The organism is Citrobacter sp. S-77, assembly GCF_963864895.1.
GTDB classification, from domain to species: Bacteria; Pseudomonadota; Gammaproteobacteria; order Enterobacterales; family Enterobacteriaceae; genus Citrobacter; species Citrobacter murliniae.
In genome coordinates this window covers 327,839-349,169 of record NZ_CAWLWU010000002.1, presented here as the reverse complement: position 1 = coordinate 349,169, position 21,331 = coordinate 327,839, and the positions used below count along the sequence as shown (strand labels likewise).

General features: G+C 52.5%; 20 protein-coding genes and 1 tRNA gene. 12 read left to right on the top strand and 9 right to left on the bottom strand.

Annotated features, from left to right (window positions below):
* Positions 1–53: 53 nt before the first annotated feature.
* On the bottom strand, positions 54–1,730 hold the full coding sequence (locus AACS05_RS02340; protein ID WP_071828885.1) for a tyrosine-type recombinase/integrase: 1,677 nt from the start codon (positions 1,728–1,730) through the stop codon (positions 54–56).
* A 222-nt stretch (positions 1,731–1,952) separates the two neighbouring features.
* Positions 1,953–2,037 (bottom strand) — tRNA-Leu (locus AACS05_RS02335).
* Between the two features lie 229 nt (positions 2,038–2,266).
* Between AACS05_RS02335 and ahr the strand changes: the two genes are divergently transcribed.
* Positions 2,267–3,286 (top strand): NADPH-dependent aldehyde reductase Ahr, encoded by a 1,020-nt coding sequence (gene ahr, locus AACS05_RS02330; protein ID WP_045439259.1) that lies wholly within the window; start codon positions 2,267–2,269, stop codon positions 3,284–3,286.
* 31 nt (positions 3,287–3,317) lie between these two features.
* Here the strand turns inward: ahr and idnK are convergent, their stop codons facing one another.
* Complete coding sequence (idnK, locus tag AACS05_RS02325; protein ID WP_045439256.1) at positions 3,318–3,839, bottom strand: gluconokinase; 522 nt, start codon at positions 3,837–3,839, stop codon at positions 3,318–3,320.
* Between the two features lie 218 nt (positions 3,840–4,057).
* On the opposite strand from idnK, the gene idnD reads away from it, so the two are divergent.
* From idnD to AACS05_RS02300, 5 genes are all read left to right on the top strand, one after another.
* A complete protein-coding gene (idnD, locus tag AACS05_RS02320; protein ID WP_045439253.1) occupies positions 4,058–5,101 on the top strand; it encodes an L-idonate 5-dehydrogenase in 1,044 nt (347 codons plus the stop codon).
* An 11-nt stretch (positions 5,102–5,112) separates the two neighbouring features.
* Positions 5,113–5,877 (top strand): gluconate 5-dehydrogenase, encoded by a 765-nt coding sequence (idnO, locus tag AACS05_RS02315; RefSeq protein WP_045439250.1) that lies wholly within the window; start codon positions 5,113–5,115, stop codon positions 5,875–5,877.
* A 71-nt stretch (positions 5,878–5,948) separates the two neighbouring features.
* Entirely contained in the window at positions 5,949–7,268 is a 1,320-nt protein-coding gene (idnT, locus tag AACS05_RS02310; protein ID WP_045439243.1) for a gnt-II system L-idonate transporter, read from the top strand.
* Between the two features lie 52 nt (positions 7,269–7,320).
* Positions 7,321–8,319 (top strand): DNA-binding transcriptional regulator IdnR, encoded by a 999-nt coding sequence (idnR, locus tag AACS05_RS02305; protein WP_045439240.1) that lies wholly within the window; start codon positions 7,321–7,323, stop codon positions 8,317–8,319.
* 79 nt (positions 8,320–8,398) lie between these two features.
* The gene (locus tag AACS05_RS02300; protein ID WP_045449409.1) at positions 8,399–9,901 is read left to right on the top strand and encodes a helicase HerA-like C-terminal domain-containing protein; all 1,503 of its coding nucleotides are present in this window, start codon (positions 8,399–8,401) and stop codon (positions 9,899–9,901) included.
* Positions 9,902–9,940: 39 nt separating this feature from the next.
* Here the strand turns inward: AACS05_RS02300 and lptG are convergent, their stop codons facing one another.
* The 3 genes from lptG to AACS05_RS02285 all read right to left on the bottom strand — a co-directional run bounded on the left by lptG (position 9,941) and on the right by AACS05_RS02285 (position 12,236).
* Complete coding sequence (gene lptG, locus AACS05_RS02295) at positions 9,941–11,023, bottom strand: LPS export ABC transporter permease LptG (protein WP_045439235.1); 1,083 nt, start codon at positions 11,021–11,023, stop codon at positions 9,941–9,943.
* Positions 11,023–12,123, bottom strand: a complete 1,101-nt coding sequence (gene lptF, locus AACS05_RS02290; RefSeq protein ID WP_045439231.1) for an LPS export ABC transporter permease LptF — start codon at positions 12,121–12,123, stop codon at positions 11,023–11,025. Before lptF ends, lptG begins: the two co-directional genes overlap by 1 nt.
* 62 nt (positions 12,124–12,185) lie before the next feature.
* Complete coding sequence (locus AACS05_RS02285; RefSeq protein WP_223307023.1) at positions 12,186–12,236, bottom strand: hypothetical protein; 51 nt, start codon at positions 12,234–12,236, stop codon at positions 12,186–12,188.
* Positions 12,237–12,389: 153 nt separating this feature from the next.
* On the opposite strand from AACS05_RS02285, the gene pepA reads away from it, so the two are divergent.
* The 4 genes from pepA (at position 12,390) to AACS05_RS02265 (ending at position 17,971) form a co-directional block, all read left to right on the top strand.
* The gene (gene pepA / locus AACS05_RS02280; protein ID WP_045439229.1) at positions 12,390–13,901 is read left to right on the top strand and encodes a leucyl aminopeptidase; all 1,512 of its coding nucleotides are present in this window, start codon (positions 12,390–12,392) and stop codon (positions 13,899–13,901) included.
* A 92-nt stretch (positions 13,902–13,993) separates the two neighbouring features.
* Positions 13,994–14,437: a DNA polymerase III subunit chi gene (holC, locus tag AACS05_RS02275; RefSeq protein WP_045439226.1), complete on the top strand. Its 444-nt coding sequence runs from the start codon at positions 13,994–13,996 to the stop codon at positions 14,435–14,437.
* Positions 14,437–17,292, top strand: a complete 2,856-nt coding sequence (locus tag AACS05_RS02270; RefSeq protein WP_045439222.1) for a valine--tRNA ligase — start codon at positions 14,437–14,439, stop codon at positions 17,290–17,292. Before holC ends, AACS05_RS02270 begins: the two co-directional genes overlap by 1 nt.
* Before the next feature lie 175 nt (positions 17,293–17,467).
* On the top strand, positions 17,468–17,971 hold the full coding sequence (locus tag AACS05_RS02265; RefSeq protein WP_045439219.1) for a GNAT family N-acetyltransferase: 504 nt from the start codon (positions 17,468–17,470) through the stop codon (positions 17,969–17,971).
* A gap of 3 nt (positions 17,972–17,974) precedes the next feature.
* Here AACS05_RS02265 and AACS05_RS02260 read toward each other — a convergent pair whose 3' ends face one another.
* The 3 genes from AACS05_RS02260 to rraB form a co-directional block, all read right to left on the bottom strand.
* A complete protein-coding gene (locus AACS05_RS02260; protein ID WP_045439217.1) occupies positions 17,975–18,805 on the bottom strand; it encodes a hypothetical protein in 831 nt (276 codons plus the stop codon).
* A gap of 71 nt (positions 18,806–18,876) precedes the next feature.
* Positions 18,877–19,650, bottom strand: coding sequence for a tRNA isopentenyl-2-thiomethyl-A-37 hydroxylase MiaE (miaE, locus tag AACS05_RS02255; RefSeq protein ID WP_045439216.1), 774 nt, complete (start codon positions 19,648–19,650; stop codon positions 18,877–18,879).
* Between the two features lie 51 nt (positions 19,651–19,701).
* Positions 19,702–20,127, bottom strand: a complete 426-nt coding sequence (gene rraB / locus AACS05_RS02250) for a ribonuclease E inhibitor RraB (protein ID WP_045439213.1) — start codon at positions 20,125–20,127, stop codon at positions 19,702–19,704.
* A gap of 92 nt (positions 20,128–20,219) precedes the next feature.
* Here rraB and argL point away from each other — a divergent pair, with 92 nt between their 5' ends.
* Positions 20,220–20,321, top strand: coding sequence for a putative translational regulatory protein ArgL (gene argL / locus AACS05_RS24915; protein ID WP_404842351.1), 102 nt, complete (start codon positions 20,220–20,222; stop codon positions 20,319–20,321).
* Entirely contained in the window at positions 20,291–21,295 is a 1,005-nt protein-coding gene (gene argF, locus AACS05_RS02245) for an ornithine carbamoyltransferase (protein ID WP_045439209.1), read from the top strand. The genes argL and argF overlap by 31 nt, the downstream gene beginning before the upstream one ends.
* The last annotated feature ends 36 nt before the right edge of the window (positions 21,296–21,331 follow it).

Genomic DNA, 21,331 nt, shown 5'->3' with positions numbered 1-21,331 from the left:
AAAGGAGGATAAAGAGTAGTTGGACGCATTCTTTCGGGGTTGAGTAACCATCCCTACTCCCCCGACTCCACCTCATCCTGCACCGCCATCAGTACCAACTCTGACTTTGAAATCAGCAGATCTTTCGGCTTCCCACCGCGCAACCTGCGGTTTGCCGAACCAAACCAGATAGCCAACCCCCACGGCGTTTTACGCTCCTTAAACAATGAGAGAATCAACCTGACAACCTTGAGAGGCCGCATTTTCTCATCCAGAACATAGTCCGGGTACAAATCCTCACCATCGACCTTCAGCGAGAATATCTTCCCGGCGGCTTTCCAGCCTTTCGGGCCTGCCTCAGGATCGGCAGAACGGAAACCCGCTTTTGCCGATAACTCAGACGCTGTCAGCCATTCTGAGTCGGCCAGTATTCTGGCTTTCAGTTCCTCCAGTTGCCGGTCATTGCGCTCCTGGAAGCTCATATGGTCGAGTGCGCCTCCCGGCGATTTTTTGAAGCCATACGGCACCACATGCCTGAACCGATTGGCATCCAGGTAATCCGCCCACCACTGCATCATCTCCCGGCGTTCTTCAAGGTGCTGCGCCTTATGGATATACGCCGCCCGCACGCGCTTGCGCTCCTGATGGCTCATCTGGCGCTCTACCGCATCGCTTGACCACAGGCCCGACTCCACCAGCGCGCTACAGGCCATAGTGCGAAAACCGTGGCCGCAGACGTCTTTCTGGGTGTCGTAGCCCATCACCCGCAGCGCTTTGTTGATGGTGTTTTCGCTCATCGGTTTGCGGTAGTTATGATCGCCGGGGAATACCAGTTCAGTTCCCGGTCGGCAATGCTGCTGCACCTCATGCAGCAGTTCGATGGCCTGACGCGACAATGGGACCAAGTGTGGGGAGTGCATCTTCGCCCCACGAGCTGAATATTTAACGCCGGGGATCGGCTCGCGCTCAGCGGGGATGGTCCACATGGCGTTATGCAAGTCAATTTCATCCCAGCGGGCAAAGCGCAGTTCGCTGGAGCGGATGAACAGTAGCAGCGCCAACTTTACTGCCAGTTGAGTCAGTTGACGGCCTTTGTAATCATCGATTCTTTCCAGAAAATCAGGGATAAGATTCAGATCCAGCGCCGGGTGGTGGCGTACTTTGGGAGTCGAGACCGCGCCGGTTAAATCTGATGCAGGGTTATGATCGATAATGCCGTTCTGGACAGCGTAGCGCATCACGCAGGCAGTGCGCTGCTGAAGCCGGGAAGCAACATCCAGTTTGCCCGCTTTCTCCACCTCTTTGATGGGTACCAGCAGGTCTTTAACCTTCATTTTGGTGATGTCGCAATGACCGTTTGTAGGGAACACATAAAGCTCGAAGTAACGCAGCACCCGCTTCTTATGTTCCGCCGACCAGTTCACGTTACTGGTGACCCATTCGCGTGCCACAGAATCAAACGTATGTTCCGGCGTTATAGCAAGACGTTCAGCCTTTCGGTGTGCACTCGGATCGATGCCGGAAATCAGCAATAATTGTGCCTCTTCACGCATGCGTCTTGCCTGTGCAAGCGTCAAAAGCGGATAAGGTCCTAAAGCGAGCTTTTTCTCTTTGTTTACAAAGCGGTACTTGATGTACCAGCGTTTTGAACCGTTAGGGTTAACCAGCAGGTAAAGTCCATGCGAGTCACTGAGCTTATACGGCTTGCCACAAGGCTTGGCGTGGACTATAGCGCGATCTGTTAGTGCCATTTGGGGGCCTCACTATTATCGAACTACGTCTAAGCCCCCAATTTGGCCCCCAAATCGCCTGGATGTCAATGGATAAAAAACGACCAACACGGAAAAGACACAAAATAAATATGGCTATTAACGAAAAGTAAATTATCTTTTAATTACAGACGGATATGGACGAATTTGGACGAAAATGGACACAAAAAAAGCCACCCTTAGGTAGCTAATTATTGCATTACTTGGTGCCGAAGGCCGGACTCGAACCGGCACGTATTTCTACGGTTGATTTTGAATCAACTGCGTCTACCGATTTCGCCACTCCGGCACGGAAGGGATGCGGAAAACGTTGTGGATTATACCTGTCATGCGCCACCATGCAAGCGCCAGCGTGTACCTGGCGCGCTAAGTGTTGAAAATTTCAGCATTACGTTACGCGCCTGCAATCACCATCACAGTTTATCCCCCGCAACAACCACCTTAATCCCCCCTTCTGCGAAGCGCCCCGTTACCCCATGCTCTACACTTCCAGTTCAACACCACATGAGGGGAACATGATGTCGATGATAAAAAGCTACGCCGCAAAAGCGGCGGGCAGCGAACTCGAACTCTACGAATATGATGCGGGTGAGTTAAAGCCAGAAGATGTCGAAGTGCATGTCGACTATTGCGGTATCTGCCATTCCGATTTGTCGATGATCGACAACGAATGGGGATTCTCTCAGTATCCGCTGGTTGCCGGACATGAGGTCATTGGTCGCGTGGTCGCGCTCGGCAGTGCGGCGCAGGATAAAGGGCTGAAGATCGGTCAACGCGTTGGTATTGGCTGGACGGCACGTAGCTGCGGGCACTGCGATGCCTGTATCAGCGGCAATCAGATTAACTGTCTGGAAGGTTCTGTTCCCACCATTCTCAATCGCGGTGGCTTTGCCGAGAAGCTGCGTGCCGACTGGCAATGGGTGATCCCGCTGCCGGAGAGCATCGATATTGCGGCGGCGGGACCTCTGTTGTGCGGCGGCATCACGGTATTCAAACCGCTGCTGATGCATCACATTACAGCCACCAGCCGCGTCGGGGTGATCGGTATCGGCGGTCTGGGGCATATCGCTATTAAGTTGCTGCACGCGATGGGTTGTGAAGTGACGGCGTTCAGTTCAAACCCGGCGAAAGAGCAGGAAGTGCTGGCGATGGGAGCGGATAAAGTGGTCAACAGCCGTGACCCGCAGGCATTAAAAGCGCTGGCGGGCCAGTTCGATCTGATTATCAATACGGTTAACGTCGATCTCGACTGGCAACCCTATTTTGAAGCGCTGGCTTACGGCGGTAACTTCCATACCGTCGGTGCCGTGCTGAAGCCGCTGCCGGTTCCGGCGTTCACTTTAATTGCCGGCGATCGCAGTATCTCCGGTTCAGCGACCGGCACACCTTTTGAGCTGCGCAAGCTGATGAAGTTTGCCGGGCGCAGTAAAGTATCTCCAACCACCGAGCTGTACCCGATGTCGCAAATTAATGAAGCTATCCAGCACGTGCGTGACGGCAAAGCCCGCTATCGCGTAGTGCTGAAAGCCGACTTCTGATGCAGTGGCTCAGTCCCATCCGGGGCTGAGCTTATTGCCCGTTACGAAACGCGAGTACCGCCTGGCGGCACTGTTCCGTCACATGTTCGATGTCGTGGTTCACGTCAATACGGGCAATATCGCGTTCATCATCCTGCGGGCATTCCAGCGCATCAAACTGACTTTTCAGCAAACCCACTGGCATAAAATGTCCTGCCCGACGCTGCATGCGCGCCAGAATGGTCTCGTAATCGCCGTCCAGCCACAGGAAATGCACATTAGGACTACCCTGGCGCAATATATCGCGATACTGTTTTTTTAATGACGAGCAGACAATAAAGCCGGTCTCATTTTTTTTATACAGGCTGTATGAGGCGTCATTTAATCGCGCTAACCAGGGGAGTCGGTCTTCATCGGTTAGCGGAATACCTTCAGACATTTTATCAATATTTTTAGCTGGATGGAGATCATCACCATCAATGAATTTAGCCGATAATACAGCGGCAATCTTACTGCCAATTAATGATTTACCGCTACCCGAAACGCCCATCAAAATATAACTTTCCCCGGCCATCAAAAAAACTCCAGATTCCTGTTTCCATGCCGCGATACTACGCTTCCCACATTAGGAATTTCACGCTTTTTTAGCGCTGCTGCTGAGAATTACAAGGCGTATCACGTTATGCGTAACATTGTAGTGTAACAATTTTCCAGCGTGATCTATGTCACAAATAATAACAAATAAAACCGTTTAAATGCTGCCGAGGTTACTACCTGACCAGTGAGGCATTTATGCAAGTCAAAACACAATCCTGCGTTGTCGCGGGTAAGAAAACTGTTGCCATTACAGACCAAAATATTGAATGGAATAATAAAGGAACATTGGTACAAATTACCCGAGGTGGTATTTGCGGTTCCGATTTACATTATTATCAGGAAGGTAAAGTTGGTAACTTTACCGTAAAAGCGCCGATGATTTTAGGCCATGAAGTCATTGGTAAAGTTGTCCATAGTGATTCAAAAGAATTACATGAAGGTCAGTCGATTGCTATTAATCCGTCTAAGCCTTGTGGTCACTGTAAATACTGTTTGCAGCATGAAGAAAACCAGTGCACGGAAATGCGCTTTTTTGGCAGCGCCATGTATTTTCCCCACGTTGACGGCGGCTTTACTCAGTTTAAAACCGTCGATACTGCGCAATGTATTCCCTATCCGCAGCAGGCAGATGAAAAAGTCATGGCCTTTGCCGAACCGCTGGCTGTGGCGATCCACGCCGCACATGAAGCGGGCGATCTGCAGGGCAAGCGCGTATTTATTTCCGGTGTTGGCCCTATCGGCTGTCTGATCGTCAGCGCGGTGAAAACGCTTGGCGCGGCAGAGATTGTTTGTGCTGACATTAGTCCGCGTTCACTCACGCTGGCACAGCAGATGGGAGCGGATACGCTCATTAATCCGCAGCAGGACTCTCTCGACGAATGGAAAAAAGAGAAAGGCTATTTCGACGTCAGTTTCGAAGTCTCCGGGCATCCCTCCTCGATTACCACCTGCCTGGAAGTCACCCGCGCGAAAGGTGTGATGGTACAGGTTGGCATGGGCGGCGCCGTGCCGGAGTTCCCAATGATGATGCTGATCGGCAAAGAAATCTCTCTCAAAGGCTCCTTCCGCTTTACCACTGAATTCAACACGGCGGTGTCGTGGCTGGCGAATAACGTTATCGATCCGCTGCCATTACTGAGCGCCGAATATCCGTTTACCGATCTCGAACAGGCGCTGATTTTCGCCGGGGATAAAACCCAGGCGGCAAAAGTCCAGCTCGTATTCGAAGACAGACAATAAGGAATAGCATGATGAACGATCTTTTTTCACTGGACGGCAAAAATATTCTGATCACCGGTTCGGCTCAGGGAATTGGTTATTTACTGGCGACTGGGCTCGGTAAATATGGCTCGCAGATTATCGTCAATGATATTACGCCAGAACGCGCAGAAGCAGCTGTTACGAAACTGCAGCAGGAAGGTATTCGCGCCGTTGCTGCACCTTTTAATGTTACGCATAAACAGGATATTGATGCCGCCATCGAACATATCGAAAAAGATATTGGTCCGATCGACGTGCTGGTAAATAACGCCGGTATCCAGCGCCGCCATCCGTTCACCGAGTTCCCGGAGCAGGACTGGAACGACGTCATTGCCGTTAACCAGACGGCGGTATTCCTGGTATCACAAGCGGTGACCCGTCGCATGGTTGAACGCCAGGCCGGGAAAGTCATCAATATCTGCTCCATGCAGAGCGAACTGGGGCGCGACACCATTACGCCGTATGCCGCCTCGAAAGGCGCGGTGAAAATGCTCACCCGCGGGATGTGCGTTGAGCTGGCGCGCCACAATATTCAGGTGAACGGTATCGCGCCTGGCTACTTCAAAACCGAAATGACCAAAGCGTTGGTCGAGGACGAAGCCTTCACCTCCTGGCTGTGCAAACGTACGCCAGCCGCACGCTGGGGCGATCCGCAGGAGCTGATTGGCGCAGCGGTATTCCTTTCTTCCAAAGCATCGGATTTTGTTAACGGACACCTGTTGTTTGTCGATGGCGGCATGCTGGTCGCCGTCTGATACAACACAACGCAACATCACGCAGCGCCCAGGCGCTGCATTTTTGGCACTTATAAGTAAGAGAAACGATTATGCCATTAATAATAATTGCGGCAGGCGTCGCGCTGCTTCTGGTCCTGATGATTGGCTTTAAAGTTAACGGCTTTATTGCCCTTGTACTGGTTGCGGCTGTCGTCGGTTTTGCCGAAGGGATGGATGCACAGGCCGTTCTGCACTCAATACAAAACGGCATCGGCGGGACGCTTGGCGGACTGGCGATGATCCTGGGTTTCGGCGCAATGCTCGGGAAGCTAATTTCCGATACTGGTGCGGCCCAACGCATCGCCACCACGCTGATTAGAACGTTCGGGAAAAAGCGCGTGCAGTGGGCGCTGGTAATCACCGGGCTGGTCGTCGGTCTGGCGATGTTCTTCGAAGTCGGTTTTGTTCTGCTGCTACCGCTGGTATTTACAGTGGTTGCCTCATCTGGCCTGCCGCTGCTGTATGTCGGCGTGCCAATGGTTGCCGCCCTTTCTGTTACTCACTGTTTTCTGCCGCCGCATCCGGGACCAACGGCGATCGCCACGATTTTCGAGGCGAACCTGGGGACCACGCTGCTGTACGGATTTATCATTACTATCCCGACGGTGATTGTCGCCGGACCGCTGTTTTCCAAGCTGCTGACCCGTTTTGAGAAAGCGCCACCGGAAGGTTTATTCAACCCACATTTGTTCACCGAAGAAGAGATGCCATCATTCTGGAACAGTATCTTTGCGGCGGTTATCCCGGTAATACTGATGGCAGTAGCGGCGGTATGCGAAATTACGCTGCCAAAAACCAACAGCGTGCGGGTGTTTTTTGAATTTATCGGTAACCCTGCGGTCGCGTTGTTTATCGCCATCGTGCTCGCTATTTTTACCCTTGGTCGACGTAACGGACGTACGATTGAGCAAATTATGGATATCATTGGCGACTCTATCGGCGCGATTGCGATGATTGTGTTTATCATCGCCGGTGGTGGTGCGTTTAAGCAGGTTCTGGTGGACAGCGGCGTGGGGCAGTATATCTCACACCTGATGACCGGCACCTCGCTCTCTCCGCTACTGATGTGCTGGACGGTAGCCGCCTTGCTGCGCATCGCGCTCGGTTCAGCGACCGTTGCCGCTATTACCACTGCGGGTGTGGTGCTGCCGATTATTAACGTCACCCATGCTGACCCGGCGCTGATGGTGCTGGCAACCGGCGCGGGCAGCGTGATTGCCTCACACGTTAACGATCCGGGATTCTGGTTGTTTAAAGGCTATTTTAATCTCAGCGTCGGGGAAACGTTACGTACCTGGACGGTAATGGAAACGCTGATTTCCATTATGGGACTGTTGGGGGTTCTGGCGCTGAACGCCATCCTGCATTAATACGGTATTTACCGGGGAGCGAAAGTCAGTGCTCCCCGGCACTGGAGAGAAAATGAGGAACCACAGAATTTCTTTGCAAGACATCGCCACCCTGGCGGGTGTGACCAAAATGACGGTGAGCCGCTACATCCGTTCGCCGAAAAAGGTCGCAAAGGAAACCGGTGAACGTATCGCGCAGATTATGGAGGAGATTAATTACATCCCTAACCGTGCGCCCGCAATGCTATTGAATGCGCAAAGCTATACGCTCGGTGTGCTGATCCCCTCTTTTCAAAACCAACTGTTCGCCGACATCCTTGCAGGTATTGAATCGGTGACCTCGGACCATAACTATCAGACGTTGATCGCTAACTACAATTATGACCGGGAATCCGAAGAAGAGTCAGTGATTAACCTGCTCTCGTACAATATCGACGGTATTATTCTTTCCGAGAAATATCACACTCTGCGCACCGTGAAGTTTCTGCGATCAGCCACCATTCCGGTGGTTGAGCTGATGGATATTCAGGGCGATCGCCTGGATATGGAAGTGGGCTTTGATAACCGTCAGGCGGCGTTTGATATGGTCAGCACCATGCTGGATAAACGCCAGCGCCACAAAATTCTCTATCTGGGGTCGAAAGATGATATCCGCGATGAGCAGCGCTACCGCGGTTACTGCGATGCCATGACGCGTCGTGGACTGGAGCCGCTGCGCGTCAATCCGCGCGCGATTTCATCCATCCACCTGGGAACACAAATGATGCGTGATGCCCTCACGGCACACCCTGACGTAGACGGCGTTTTTTGTACCAATGACGATATTGCGATGGGTGCGTTGCTGTTGTGTCGCGAACACAACCTTGCCGTACCGGAGCAGATCTCCATTGCCGGGTTCCACGGACTGGAAATGGGCAGGCAGATGATCCCAAGCCTCGCCAGCGTCATTACTCCGCGTTTTGACATTGGGCGCATGGCGGCGCAAATGTTACTGAGCAAAATCAAGAACAACGACCATAACCACAACACGGTTGATTTGGGGTATCAGATTTATCACGGCAATACGCTTTAAGTCATTTTCTCTCCCTGTCGCATACTTTCTTTCATTCACATTGCCTATACTCCAGGCAGGATAAATGGAGGAAATCTTAATGAGCACACCCCTGTTAATTGCCCGCACACCGGACACCGAACTGTTTTTACTGCCAGGCATGGCCAACCGTCACGGGCTGATTACCGGCGCAACCGGGACCGGCAAAACCGTCACGTTACAAAAGCTTGCCGAATCGCTGTCTGAGATTGGTGTGCCGGTATTTATGGCTGATGTGAAAGGTGACTTAACCGGTGTGGCACAGGAAGGACAAGCGTCAGAAAAACTGCTCGCTCGCCTGAAAAATATCGGTATTACCGACTGGCAGCCACATGCCAATCCGGTAACGGTATGGGATATCTTTGGCGAGAAAGGTCACCCCGTTCGCGCCACTGTTTCTGATCTCGGGCCACTGCTTCTTGCCCGGCTGCTGAACCTGAACGACGTACAGTCTGGCGTATTAGATATTATCTTCCGCATTGCTGATGATCAGGGGCTGCTCCTGCTCGATTTCAAAGATCTGCGGGCGATTACCCAGTACATCGGCGATAACGCCAAATCCTTCCAGAATCAGTATGGCAACATCAGCAGCGCCTCGGTGGGGGCTATCCAGCGCGGATTACTGTCGCTGGAGCAACAGGGCGCAGCGCATTTCTTTGGCGAGCCGATGCTGGAGATTAAAGACTGGATGCGCACCGACACCAGTGGTAAAGGGATGATCAACATCCTCAGCGCCGAAAAGCTCTACCAGATGCCCAAACTGTATGCTGCCAGCCTGCTATGGATGCTCTCCGAGCTGTACGAACAATTACCGGAAGCGGGCGATCTGGAGAAACCGAAGCTGGTATTCTTCTTCGACGAGGCCCATCTGTTGTTCAATGACGCTCCGCAGGTGCTATTGGATAAAATCGAGCAGGTGATTCGTCTGATCCGCTCGAAAGGTGTCGGCGTGTGGTTTGTTTCGCAAAACCCGTCTGATATTCCTGACAACGTACTCGGCCAATTGGGCAACCGTGTGCAGCACGCCCTGCGCGCGTTCACGCCCAAAGATCAGAAAGCGGTGAAAGCGGCAGCGCAAACCATGCGCGCCAATCCGGCATTTGATACCGAAAAAGCCATTCAGGAGTTGGGCACCGGCGAAGCGCTGGTTTCATTTCTCGACGCCAAAGGCAGTCCCTCAGTGGTTGAACGGGCAATGGTGATTGCACCGTGTTCGCGGATGGGCCCGGTGACGGACGATGAACGTAACGGGTTAATTAATCACTCTTCTCTGTACGGCAAATATGAAGAAGAGGTCGATCGTGAATCCGCCTATGAACGCTTACAGAAAGGGGTTCAGGCCAGTACCGAACAGCAAAATACCCCCCCAGCCAACGGCAAAGCGGTCGAGGTGGACGACGGTATTCTTGGCGGGCTAAAGGATATCCTGTTTGGCAGCACCGGACCACGCGGTGGCAAGCGCGATGGTGTGGTACAAAGCGTGGCGAAAAGCGCGGCGCGTCAGGTCACTAACCAGATAATCCGTGGCATGTTGGGAAGTTTAATGGGCGGCAGAAAACGCTAGCAGGAAGACGCCCCTCCCGAACAACGAGAGGGGCAGATGTTATGACTTACGCAGCATCAGCCAGAGGCTGATCAGGAAGAACGATGCGCTTGGCAGCAACGCGCCGATAATCGGTGGAATACCGTACACCAGCGTCAGTGGGCCAAAGATCTGGTCCAGCACGTAGAACACGAAACCAAAGCTAATCCCTGTCACCACGCGCACACCCATCGGCACGCTACGCAGCGGGCCAAAGATAAACGACAGCGCCATCAGCATCATTACCGCTACCGATAACGGCTGGAAGACTTTGCTCCACATATTGAGCTGGTAGCGTCCGGCATCCTGGCCGCTCGACTTCAGGTACTTCACGTAGTTATGCAGACCGCTGATGGAGAGCGCATCTGGATCCAATGCCACCACACCAAGTTTGTCTGGCGTAAGGTTGGTTTTCCAGGTTCCGCTCACAGTTTGCGAACCGGTGATTTGTTTCGGATCCTGCAGGTTAGATTCATCAACCTGCGACAGGCGCCAAACTTTATTATCGGCATCGAATTTTGCATTTGCGGCGTAACGCACAGACAACAGGCGACGCTGATCGTTAAAGGTGTAAATACTGATACCACCCAGCTCTTCGTCACCTTTCACCCGCTCAATGTAGACAAAGCTGTCACCATCTTTCGCCCACAGCCCCTGCTGGGTTGAAAGCAGCGAGCCGCCATACATCTGCTGCGCACGGTAGTTACGCGCCATCTGTTCGCCCTGAGGCGCAACCCATTCACCGATAGCCATCGTCAACAGCACCAGCGGAATAGCGGTTTTCATCACCGACAATGCGACCTGCATACGGGTAAAACCAGAAGCCTGCATCACTACCAGTTCACTGCGCTGGGCCAGCATGCCCAGCCCCAACAACGCGCCGAGCAGCGCGGCCATAGGGAAGAAGATCTGAATATCTTTCGGTGCGCTGAGCAGGGTATACAGCCCTGCGCCCATCGCATCGTAGCTCCCCTGCCCGGCTTTTTTGAGCTGGTCTACAAACTTGATGATGCCGGAGAGCGACACCAGCATGAACAACGTCATCATGATGGTGGTGAAAATCGTTTTACCGATATAGCGGTCAAGTACACCAAAGGGCTGCATTATACCGCTCCTTTACGCAGAAAACGGGCACGCAAGCGGCGCACTGGCAACGTATCCCACAGGTTAAGCGCAATCGCCAGTGCCAGATAAAGCAGGTTAACCGTCCACATCCAGAGCGCTGGATCAAGCTTACCTTTGCCACCGTTCGACTTCAGGGAAGTCTGGATCAGGAAGAACATCAGATACAATAGCATTGCTGGCAGCATGGAAAGCACACGCCCCTGACGCGGGTTAACCACGCTCAGCGGCACAACCATCAGCGCCATCATAAATACGGTGAATACCAATGTGATACGCCAGTGCAGTTCCGCACGGGCACGATCGGTATCGGTCGTCCACAATGTGCGCATATCCATCTGGTCGGTATCGTTGGGATCCAGCGCCACAGCCTGATGACCGATAATTCCCTGATAATCCTGGAAGTCGGTAATACGGAAATCGCGTAACAGTGCAGTACCTTCAAAGCGCGTACCTTTGTTCAGCACCACCACCTGAGAGCCATCGCGCAACTGGGTCAAATGTCCTGAATCAGCCACCACCACCGAAGGACGGGCGTTACCTTTCGGGCGGATTTGCGCGAGGAAGACATCTTTGAAGTTGTTACCATCGACGCTTTCGATAAACAGTACCGAACTGCCGTTGGTGGCCTGCTGGAATTGCCCCTGCGCGAGTGCAGCCATGCCTGGATTCGCTTTCGCTTCCGCCAGCACTTCATCCTGATGTTTTGAGGACCAGGGTCCAGCCCACATGACGTTCACCGCCGCAATAATACTGGTAAATAACGCCAGCACCATCGCCGCTTTCACCAGCACCGCTTTGCTCAGACCGCAGGCGTGCATGACCGTAATTTCACTTTCGGTATACAGTTTACCCAGCGTCATTAGCAGCCCGAGGAACAGGCTTAATGGCAAGATAAGTTGCGCCATTTCTGGCACGCCCAGCCCCAGAAGCGAGAGCACCAGATTTGCCGGGATATCACCGTCAACCGCCGCACCGAGGATCCTGACTAGCTTTTGACAAAAGAAGATCAAAAGTAGAATGAAAAGGATCGCAAGTTGGCTTTTGAGCGTTTCCCGTACCAGATATCTTATGATTATCACTTTAAATACGCCCGTAAAAACTCGTCTTTTGCCGGAATTTAGCTTGTTTCATGGCTTATACGTCATTTATTCTCTTGAGTCGTCGAAATCGTCGCTAAGACTATTATACTCAACGGATTCACCTCTCAGAAATTGTTCTGACGTGCCAATGCCGTAATAACGTTAAGATTAACACGAAGTCACCGCAACAGCGGGTATGAGTTACGAAAGCTTGCAATTCTATCCGTAGCCACCGCCGTTGTCTTTAAGATTCAGGAGCGTAGTGCATGGAGTTCAGTGTAAAAAGCGGTAGCCCGGAGAAACAGCGGAGTGCCTGCATCGTCGTGGGCGTCTTTGAACCACGCCGCCTCTCTCCGATTGCAGAGCAGCTCGACAAGATCAGCGACGGGTACATCAGCGCACTGCTGCGTCGTGGTGAACTGGAAGGCAAACCGGGTCAAACCCTGTTGCTGCACCATGTTCCTAACGTTCTGTCTGAGCGAATTCTCCTCATTGGTTGTGGCAAAGAGCGTGAGCTTGATGAACGCCAGTACAAGCAAGTTATTCAGAAAACCATCAACACCCTGAATGACACTGGCTCGATGGAAGCAGTCTGCTTTCTGACTGAGCTACATGTGAAAGGCCGTAACAACTACTGGAAAGTGCGTCAGGCTGTAGAGACCGCGCAGGAAACGCTGTACAGCTTTGATCAGCTAAAGACCAACAAAAGCGAGCCGCGTCGCCCGCTGCGTAAAATGGTCTTCAACGTACCTACCCGCCGTGAGCTGACCAGCGGTGAACGTGCTATTCAGCACGGTCTGGCTATTGCCGCCGGTATTAAAGCCGCGAAAGATCTCGGCAACATGCCGCCGAACATCTGTAATGCGGCGTACCTGGCGTCTCAGGCACGTCAGTTGGCTGACAGCTACAGCAAAAATGTGGTGACGCGCGTGATTGGCGAGCAACAGATGAAAGAGCTGGGCATGCACTCTTACCTCGCCGTTGGCCACGGGTCGCAGAACGAGTCGCTGATGTCCGTTATCGAGTACAAAGGCAATCCGTCAGAAGATGTCCGTCCGATTGTTCTGGTCGGCAAAGGACTAACCTTTGACTCCGGTGGTATTTCCATCAAGCCTGCCGAAGGCATGGACGAGATGAAATACGACATGTGCGGCGCAGCGGCAGTGTATGGCGTGATGCGTATGGTGGCGGAGCTGCAATTGCCGATTAACGTCGTCGGTGTGCTGGCTGGTTGTGAAAACATGCCAGGTGGTCGCGCGTATCGTCCGGGTGATGTGCTGACTACCATGTCCGGCCAGACTGTTGAAGTGCTCAATACTGATGCCGAAGGCCGCCTGGTGCTGTGTGACGTGTTAACCTACGTTGAGCGTTTTGAACCAGAAGCAGTCATTGATGTGGCGACGTTAACCGGTGCGTGCGTCATTGCGCTGGGCCATCACATCACCGGCCTGATGTCGAACCATAACCCGCTGGCGCACGAGCTGATTGGTGCTTCTGAACAAGCAGGCGATCGCGCGTGGCGTTTACCGCTGGGCGATGAATTCCAGGAACAACTGGAATCCAACTTTGCGGATATGGCCAATATTGGCGGACGTCCTGGCGGGGCAATTACTGCGGGCTGCTTCCTGTCACGCTTTACCCGTAAGTACAACTGGGCGCATCTGGACATCGCCGGTACCGCATGGCGTTCAGGAAAAGCCAAAGGAGCAACCGGTCGTCCGGTCGCGCTGCTGTCGCAGTTCCTGCTCAATCGTGCTGGTTTTAACGGCGAAGAGTAAGTTTGAGATTGTCCCGTAGGCCAGATAGCGCCATCCGGCCTACGGTGTGCATCATGGCAACGCATTTAAATCCACCACAAGAAGCCCCATATATGAAGAATGCAACGTTCTACCTTCTGGACAATGACACCGTCATTGATGGCTTAAGCGCCGTCGAGCAACTGGTGTGTGAAATTGCCGCAGAACGTTGGCGCGCGGGCAAGCGTGTACTGATTGCCTGTGAAGATGAAAGACAAGCTATTCGGCTGGATGAAGCGCTGTGGGCGAGACCGGCAGAAAGCTTTGTGCCGCATAATCTGGCGGGTGAAGGCCCGCGCGGCGGTGCACCAGTTGAAATTGCCTGGCCGGAAAAGCGCAATAGTAGCCCACGCGATCTGCTGATCAGTTTGCGCGTTGGCTTTGTAGATTTTGCCACCGCTTTCACAGAAGTGATAGACTTTGTCCCTTACGAAGATTCTTTGAAACAATCGGCACGCGAGCGCTACAAAGCATATCGCGTGGCTGGTTTTAACCTGAATACGGCAACCTGGAAATAATGGAAAAGACATACAACCCACAAGATATCGAACAGCCGCTTTACGAGCACTGGGAAAAGCAGGGCTATTTCAAACCTAACGGCGATGAAAGCAAAGAGTCCTTCTGCATCATGATCCCGCCGCCGAACGTTACCGGCAGTTTGCATATGGGTCATGCTTTCCAGCAGACCATCATGGACACCATGATCCGTTACCAGCGCATGCAGGGTAAAAACACCCTGTGGCAGGCAGGTACTGACCATGCGGGTATCGCAACCCAGATGGTGGTTGAACGTAAGATTGCTGCCGAAGAAGGTAAAACCCGTCACGACTATGGTCGCGATGCTTTTATCGATAAAATCTGGCAGTGGAAAGCGGAGTCCGGCGGTACGATTACCCGTCAGATGCGCCGTCTGGGCAACTCTGTGGACTGGGAGCGCGAGCGCTTTACCATGGATGAAGGCCTTTCCAATGCCGTGAAAGAAGTCTTTGTTCGCTTGTACAAAGAAGACCTGATTTACCGTGGCAAACGCCTGGTAAACTGGGATCCAAAACTGCGTACTGCTATTTCTGATCTGGAAGTGGAAAACCGCGAGTCCAAAGGCTCGATGTGGCACATCCGCTATCCGCTCGCCGATGGTGCAAAAACCGCCGACGGTAAAGATTACCTGGTCGTTGCGACAACCCGTCCGGAAACCGTACTAGGTGATACCGGCGTGGCCGTTAACCCGGAAGATCCGCGCTATAAAGACCTGATCGGCAAATTCGTGATCCTGCCGCTGGTTAACCGCCGCATTCCAATTGTTGGCGATGAACACGCCGATATGGAAAAAGGCACCGGTTGCGTGAAAATCACCCCGGCCCACGACTTCAATGACTATGAAGTGGGTAAACGTCACGGCCTGCCGATGATCAACATTCTGACCTTTGACGGCGATATCCGTGAAAGTGCAGAAGTGTACGACACCAAAGGTGAAGAGTCCGACGTTTACTCCAATGAGATCCCGGCTGAATTCCAGAAGCTGGAGCGTTTTGCCGCACGTAAAGCCGTGGTTGCCGCTGTCGACGCACTGGGCCTGCTGGAAGAGATTAAACCGCACGATCTGACTGTTCCTTACGGCGACCGTGGCGGCGTGGTTATTGAACCGATGCTGACCGACCAGTGGTACGTTCGTGCCGATGTGCTGGCAAAACCGGCCGTTGAAGCGGTTGAGAATGGCGACATTCAGTTTGTACCGAAACAATACGAAAACATGTACTTCTCCTGGATGCGCGATATTCAGGACTGGTGTATCTCCCGTCAACTGTGGTGGGGTCACCGTATTCCGGCATGGTACGACAATGACGGTAACGTCTACGTTGGCCGTAACGAAGACGAAGTACGTCAGGAAAACAACCTGGGCGCCGACGTTGCCCTGCGTCAGGACGAAGACGTTCTCGATACCTGGTTCTCCTCCGCACTGTGGACCTTCTCCACCCTCGGCTGGCCGGAAAACACCGACGCTCTGCGTCAGTTCCACCCGACCAGCGTGATGGTTTCCGGCTTCGACATCATCTTCTTCTGGATTGCCCGCATGATCATGATGACCATGCATTTCATCAAAGATGAAAACGGCAAGCCGCAGGTTCCGTTCAAGACCGTCTACATGACCGGCCTGATCCGTGACGACGAAGGCCAGAAGATGTCCAAATCCAAGGGGAACGTTATCGACCCGCTGGATATGGTTGACGGAATCTCCCTGCCTGAGTTGCTGGAAAAACGTACCGGCAATATGATGCAGCCGCAGCTGGCAGAGAAAATCGCCAAACGCACCGAGAAGCAGTTCCCGAACGGCATCGAGCCGCACGGTACCGACGCTCTGCGCTTCACCCTGGCCGCGCTCGCGTCTACCGGTCGCGATATCAACTGGGATATGAAGCGTCTGGAAGGTTACCGTAACTTCTGTAACAAGCTGTGGAACGCCAGCCGCTTTGTGCTGATGAATACCGAAGACCAGGATTGCGGCTTTAACGGCGGCGAAATGACGCTGTCGCTGGCGGACCGCTGGATCCTCGCAGAATTCAACCAGACCGTGAAAGCGTACCGCGAAGCACTGGATAACTTCCGCTTCGATATCGCCGCAGGCATCCTGTACGAATTCACCTGGAACCAGTTCTGCGATTGGTATCTGGAGCTGACCAAGCCGGTAATGAACGGTGGTTCAGAGTCTGAACTGCGCGGTACCCGCCACACGCTGGTGACGGTTCTGGAAGGTCTGCTGCGCCTGGCGCACCCGATTATTCCATTCATCACCGAAACCATCTGGCAGCGTGTGAAAGTGATTTGCGGTATCACCGCAGACACCATCATGCTGCAACCGTTCCCGGAATACGATGCGGCTCAGGTTGATGAAGCGGCACTGTCTGATACCGAATGGCTGAAGCAGGCGATCGTTGCCGTGCGTAACATCCGTGCGGAAATGAACATTGCCCCAGGCAAACCACTGGAATTGCTGCTGCGTGGTTGCAGTGAAGCCGCGATTCGTCGCGTCAACAACAACCGTAGCTTCCTGCTGAATCTGGCGCGTCTGGAAAGCATCACCGTGCTGCCTGCCGACGATAAAGGTCCGGTATCCGTGACCAAAATCATCGACGGTGCTGAGCTGCTGATCCCGATGGCTGGCCTCATCAATAAAGAAGATGAACTGACACGTCTGGCGAAAGAAGTGGCGAAAATCGAAGGTGAAATCAGCCGCATCGAAAATAAACTGTCTAACGAAGGCTTTGTGGCGCGTGCACCAGAAGCGGTGATCGCCAAAGAGCGCGAGAAGCTGGACGGTTATGCAGAAGCGAAAGCTAAACTGATTGAGCAGCAGGCGGTTATTAGCGCGCTGTAATCTGAAAGCCGGGAGGCATATCGCTTACCCGGCCTGTTATATCTTTAATATCAATGTATTGCGCGCTTCCTGAGGCGCGCAATACATCTGTTCCTGAATTTTCCTCTCTTGCACATCCCCGTCCCACAGTGTTATTAACTGCGTATATCCGCCACTACATGTCACGAGTTTTGCTATGAATGTTATTTCACCGGTCGCGGCCACCCTGCGCCTTATCACCGCTGACGATAATTCAGCCGTTGCCAGCGTGATCCGTCAGGTTTCCGCTGAATACGGCCTGACCGCCGATAAAGGCTATACCGTCGCCGACCCTAATCTCGATGAGCTATATCAGCTCTACAATCAGCCAGGATATGCATATTGGGTTGTCGAGCAGAACGGAAAGGTTGTGGGCGGTGGCGGCATCGCACCACTTTCCTGTAGCGAACCTGATATTTGTGAACTGCAAAAAATGTATTTTTTACCCACGATACGTGGACAGGGAATGGCAAAGAAACTGGCGTTGATGGCGCTGGACCATGCCCGTGAACAGGGCTTTAAGCGCTGTTATCTGGAAACCACTGCCTTTTTGCGTGAGGCGATTGGCCTGTATGAACATTTAGGGTTTGAGCACATCAGCGAACCATTGGGCTGTACCGGGCACGTTGATTGTGAAGTGCGGATGCTCAAACCCCTTTGAGTTTTACTGCATGTCAGGTGCGACCGACAGGCGAATAACGCCGGCCGCATTTGCCGCAGGCAGTTTCAGTACCTGCGACCAGAAGTCCTGCACCAGATCGCAGGCAATCTTCTCTTTACCAACGCCTTTCTGCGGATCAGCCATGATTTCAATATCATGGCCATAACGCTGCACTAACGGTGGCACGACTGTCTGCACATCCTGTGTTGCCTGCTGACGTTCAGTTTCCGTAACCGTGTGTCGGTTTGGCCCATAGGCAGCACGCATCATTGCAGCATCGCTCTCCATCCGCCGCTGAATAATATCCTTCGCAATCAAATGGACCGGGTTAATTCCACCTTTCACCGCCGGAAACAGAAAACGGAAGCACTCGTCATCCCCTTTCTTTTGCACTGCCGCAATCTGTTCAAGGTTGATTTTCATATAGGCCGTGACGTTCTCGTCCGGTGCATTCTGTAAGCGTGCCATCTGAATCTGCAATATCTGCGGTTGTACCGCATCAATCATCTCCTGCTCGCTTTTACCCTCTTTTCGCATCTGCAGGGCCTGCATGCGAATACGCTGCCATAATGCGGGTTCCTGCTCTTTTAGCACGATCATCGTTGGCAGGGTTGCCATCGCGGCATCAAATTTTTGTTCTTCGGTCTGACCTGAGGCTGCATTTTCCCGGGGGATCAGGTAATGCACGTCAAAAACGTTCCACGCAATGATCGCTATCACCATGAAAACCGCGCCGGAGATTTTCCCCACCCAGCCTTTTTTGCGAAAGATGCCCACCACGATGGCGATAACCACGCCTACGTAAGCAGCGAGTAATACATGTGTCCAGTTCATTGGTAATCCTTGTCCCAAAAAGAGACATTCTTAACGTCTGCAGACATCCTGTCACTGGGCAACAGCAAAAACTACCGAATTTTAGAGATGACCGGTACGCCACTGTGAAAACGGAACTCATCGTCCGGGGATAAGATCAGCGAAGCTTCTACTTCACCAAAAAATCGTACTCTTTCACTGATATCGTGTGCAGAAACCTGCTGTGCCAGCGCCAGATAATCCTGATAATGGCGCGCCTCTGAACGGAGCAACGACAGATAAAATGCCTGTAACTCGTCATCCAGATACGGTGCCAGAGCAGCGAAACGTTCGCAGGAACGCGCCTCGATATACGCGCCGCAAATGAGCTTATCAATCAGCGTTAACGGCTCATGGGTTCGCACCTCTTTGAGCATGCCTTTGGCATAACGACTGGCAGTAATTTTGATATACGGAATATTGCGACTCATCATCGCCTCCCGCACCTGCCAGAAGTGGTGTAACTCTTCTTTGATCAACAAAACCATGCTGTCGATAAGCTGTCGTCCCCATGGGTCGTCAGTTTGCGGCATCACACTTTTGCCGATCTGCTTATTCAGCGAGATGAAATCAGGTTCTTCCCCTTCCCGGAAGGCAAAGGCCTCATAGGGTTTCAGCCACTCCAGCAGCGCCTGCGCTCCCTGCTTATCAGCGACATATTTACGCACCAGCAACATCGCGGTTTGCGCCGCTTTCAGTTCACAAATGAGGTGGTCGGTCAGTAACAGAGGTAGATGTTCCGGGTCTCGCGCTTTATCAAGCCATGCCTGGGGTGTTTTGCAGTGCAGGAAGTTCAGGATCGGGGAGAGTATTTGCGGGTAATCCATACGTTGTCCTTGCCCTACGACAGCAAACGCTGCCGTAGGTCAGCAGATGATTTAGTGACGCACGCCATCATCATCTTCGTCGACGAAATCTTCATCGTCGCCGTCTTCACCTTCTTCGCCGTTAGGGTCTTCAAAATAAGTACCCCACCCGTCGTACTCCACATCAAATTTTTCAGCCAGGTTCATCAGTTGCTCAACCTGGGAGTCAATCAGCTCGGCGTTCAGAGCACATTCGCTGAGGATGTCACAGCAAATTACCGTGTCGCCCTCTTCCACTTCCAGCTCTTCCGGCTCGGTCACTTCATAACCCAGTTTGAAGGCTTCTACTGCTGCTTTTTCCAGGGTTTCAAAATCATCTGCGGAAAGGTGATGCTCGATGGTATACAGCGCATCAGGATCGCTGCCATCTTCAAGTAATTCTTCAATAATCAAGCGTGTTTCTTCACGCTGTTCTTCCAGGTGTTCCGGGTTTGCCATGGCTCGTTCCTCATAATGTCCTGCCGATACTCTTATTGTCACATACCGCTGACATTGCCTCCACCTTTCCAGGAAAGATTTGTTAAACAAGGTTGCAAACGAATAAATATCCATATAAATTGAATTTTAATTCAATAAATGGCTTAAGCCATGTGAGGGAACCATGTCTGCACTTTATCAGAAGCATTTTTTGAAACTGCTTGATTTCACCTCTGCTGAACTCGCATCACTGCTACAACTCGCCGCACAACTAAAGGTGGATAAGAAAAACGGCACAGAGATCGCCAAACTGACCGGCAAAAACATCGCGCTCATCTTCGAAAAAGACTCGACCCGTACCCGTTGCTCTTTCGAAGTTGCCGCATACGATCAGGGCGCTCGCGTAACGTATCTCGGACCAAGCGGCAGTCAGATTGGTCATAAAGAGTCGATTAAAGATACCGCCCGAGTGCTCGGTCGCATGTACGACGGTATTCAGTACCGGGGCCACGGACAGGAGGTCGTTGAGACACTGGCGGAGTATGCCGGGGTTCCGGTATGGAATGGGTTAACTAACGAATTTCACCCCACTCAGTTACTGGCCGATCTGTTAACTATGCAAGAACATCTGCCGGGTAAAGCGTTTAATGAGATGACGCTGGTATATACCGGCGATGCCCGCAACAATATGGGGAACTCGATGCTGGAAGCAGCAGCGTTAACGGGGCTGGATTTGCGTCTGGTTGCGCCACAAGCCTGCTGGCCTGAAGAAAATCTGGTTGCGGAATGCAAAGCCCTGGCACAGAAAAACGGCGGTAATATAACGCTGACTGAAGATGTTGCCACAGGCGTTAAAGGTGCAGATTTCATCTATACCGACGTTTGGGTATCAATGGGTGAAGCGAAAGAGAAATGGGCCGAGCGTATTGCGTTACTGCGTAAATATCAGGTCAACAGCAGCATGATGGAGCTGACCGGCAACCCGCAGGTGAAATTCTTGCACTGCTTGCCTGCATTTCATGACGATCAGACCACGCTTGGCAAAAAAATGGCGGAAGAGTACGGTCTGCATGGCGGTATGGAAGTGACAGACGAGGTCTTCGAGTCACCCGCCAGTGTGGTATTCGATCAGGCAGAAAACCGCATGCACACAATCAAAGCGGTGATGGTCGCGACGTTAGCGAAGTGACTATATTACATGACGGAAGTGCCGGATGGCGTCTCA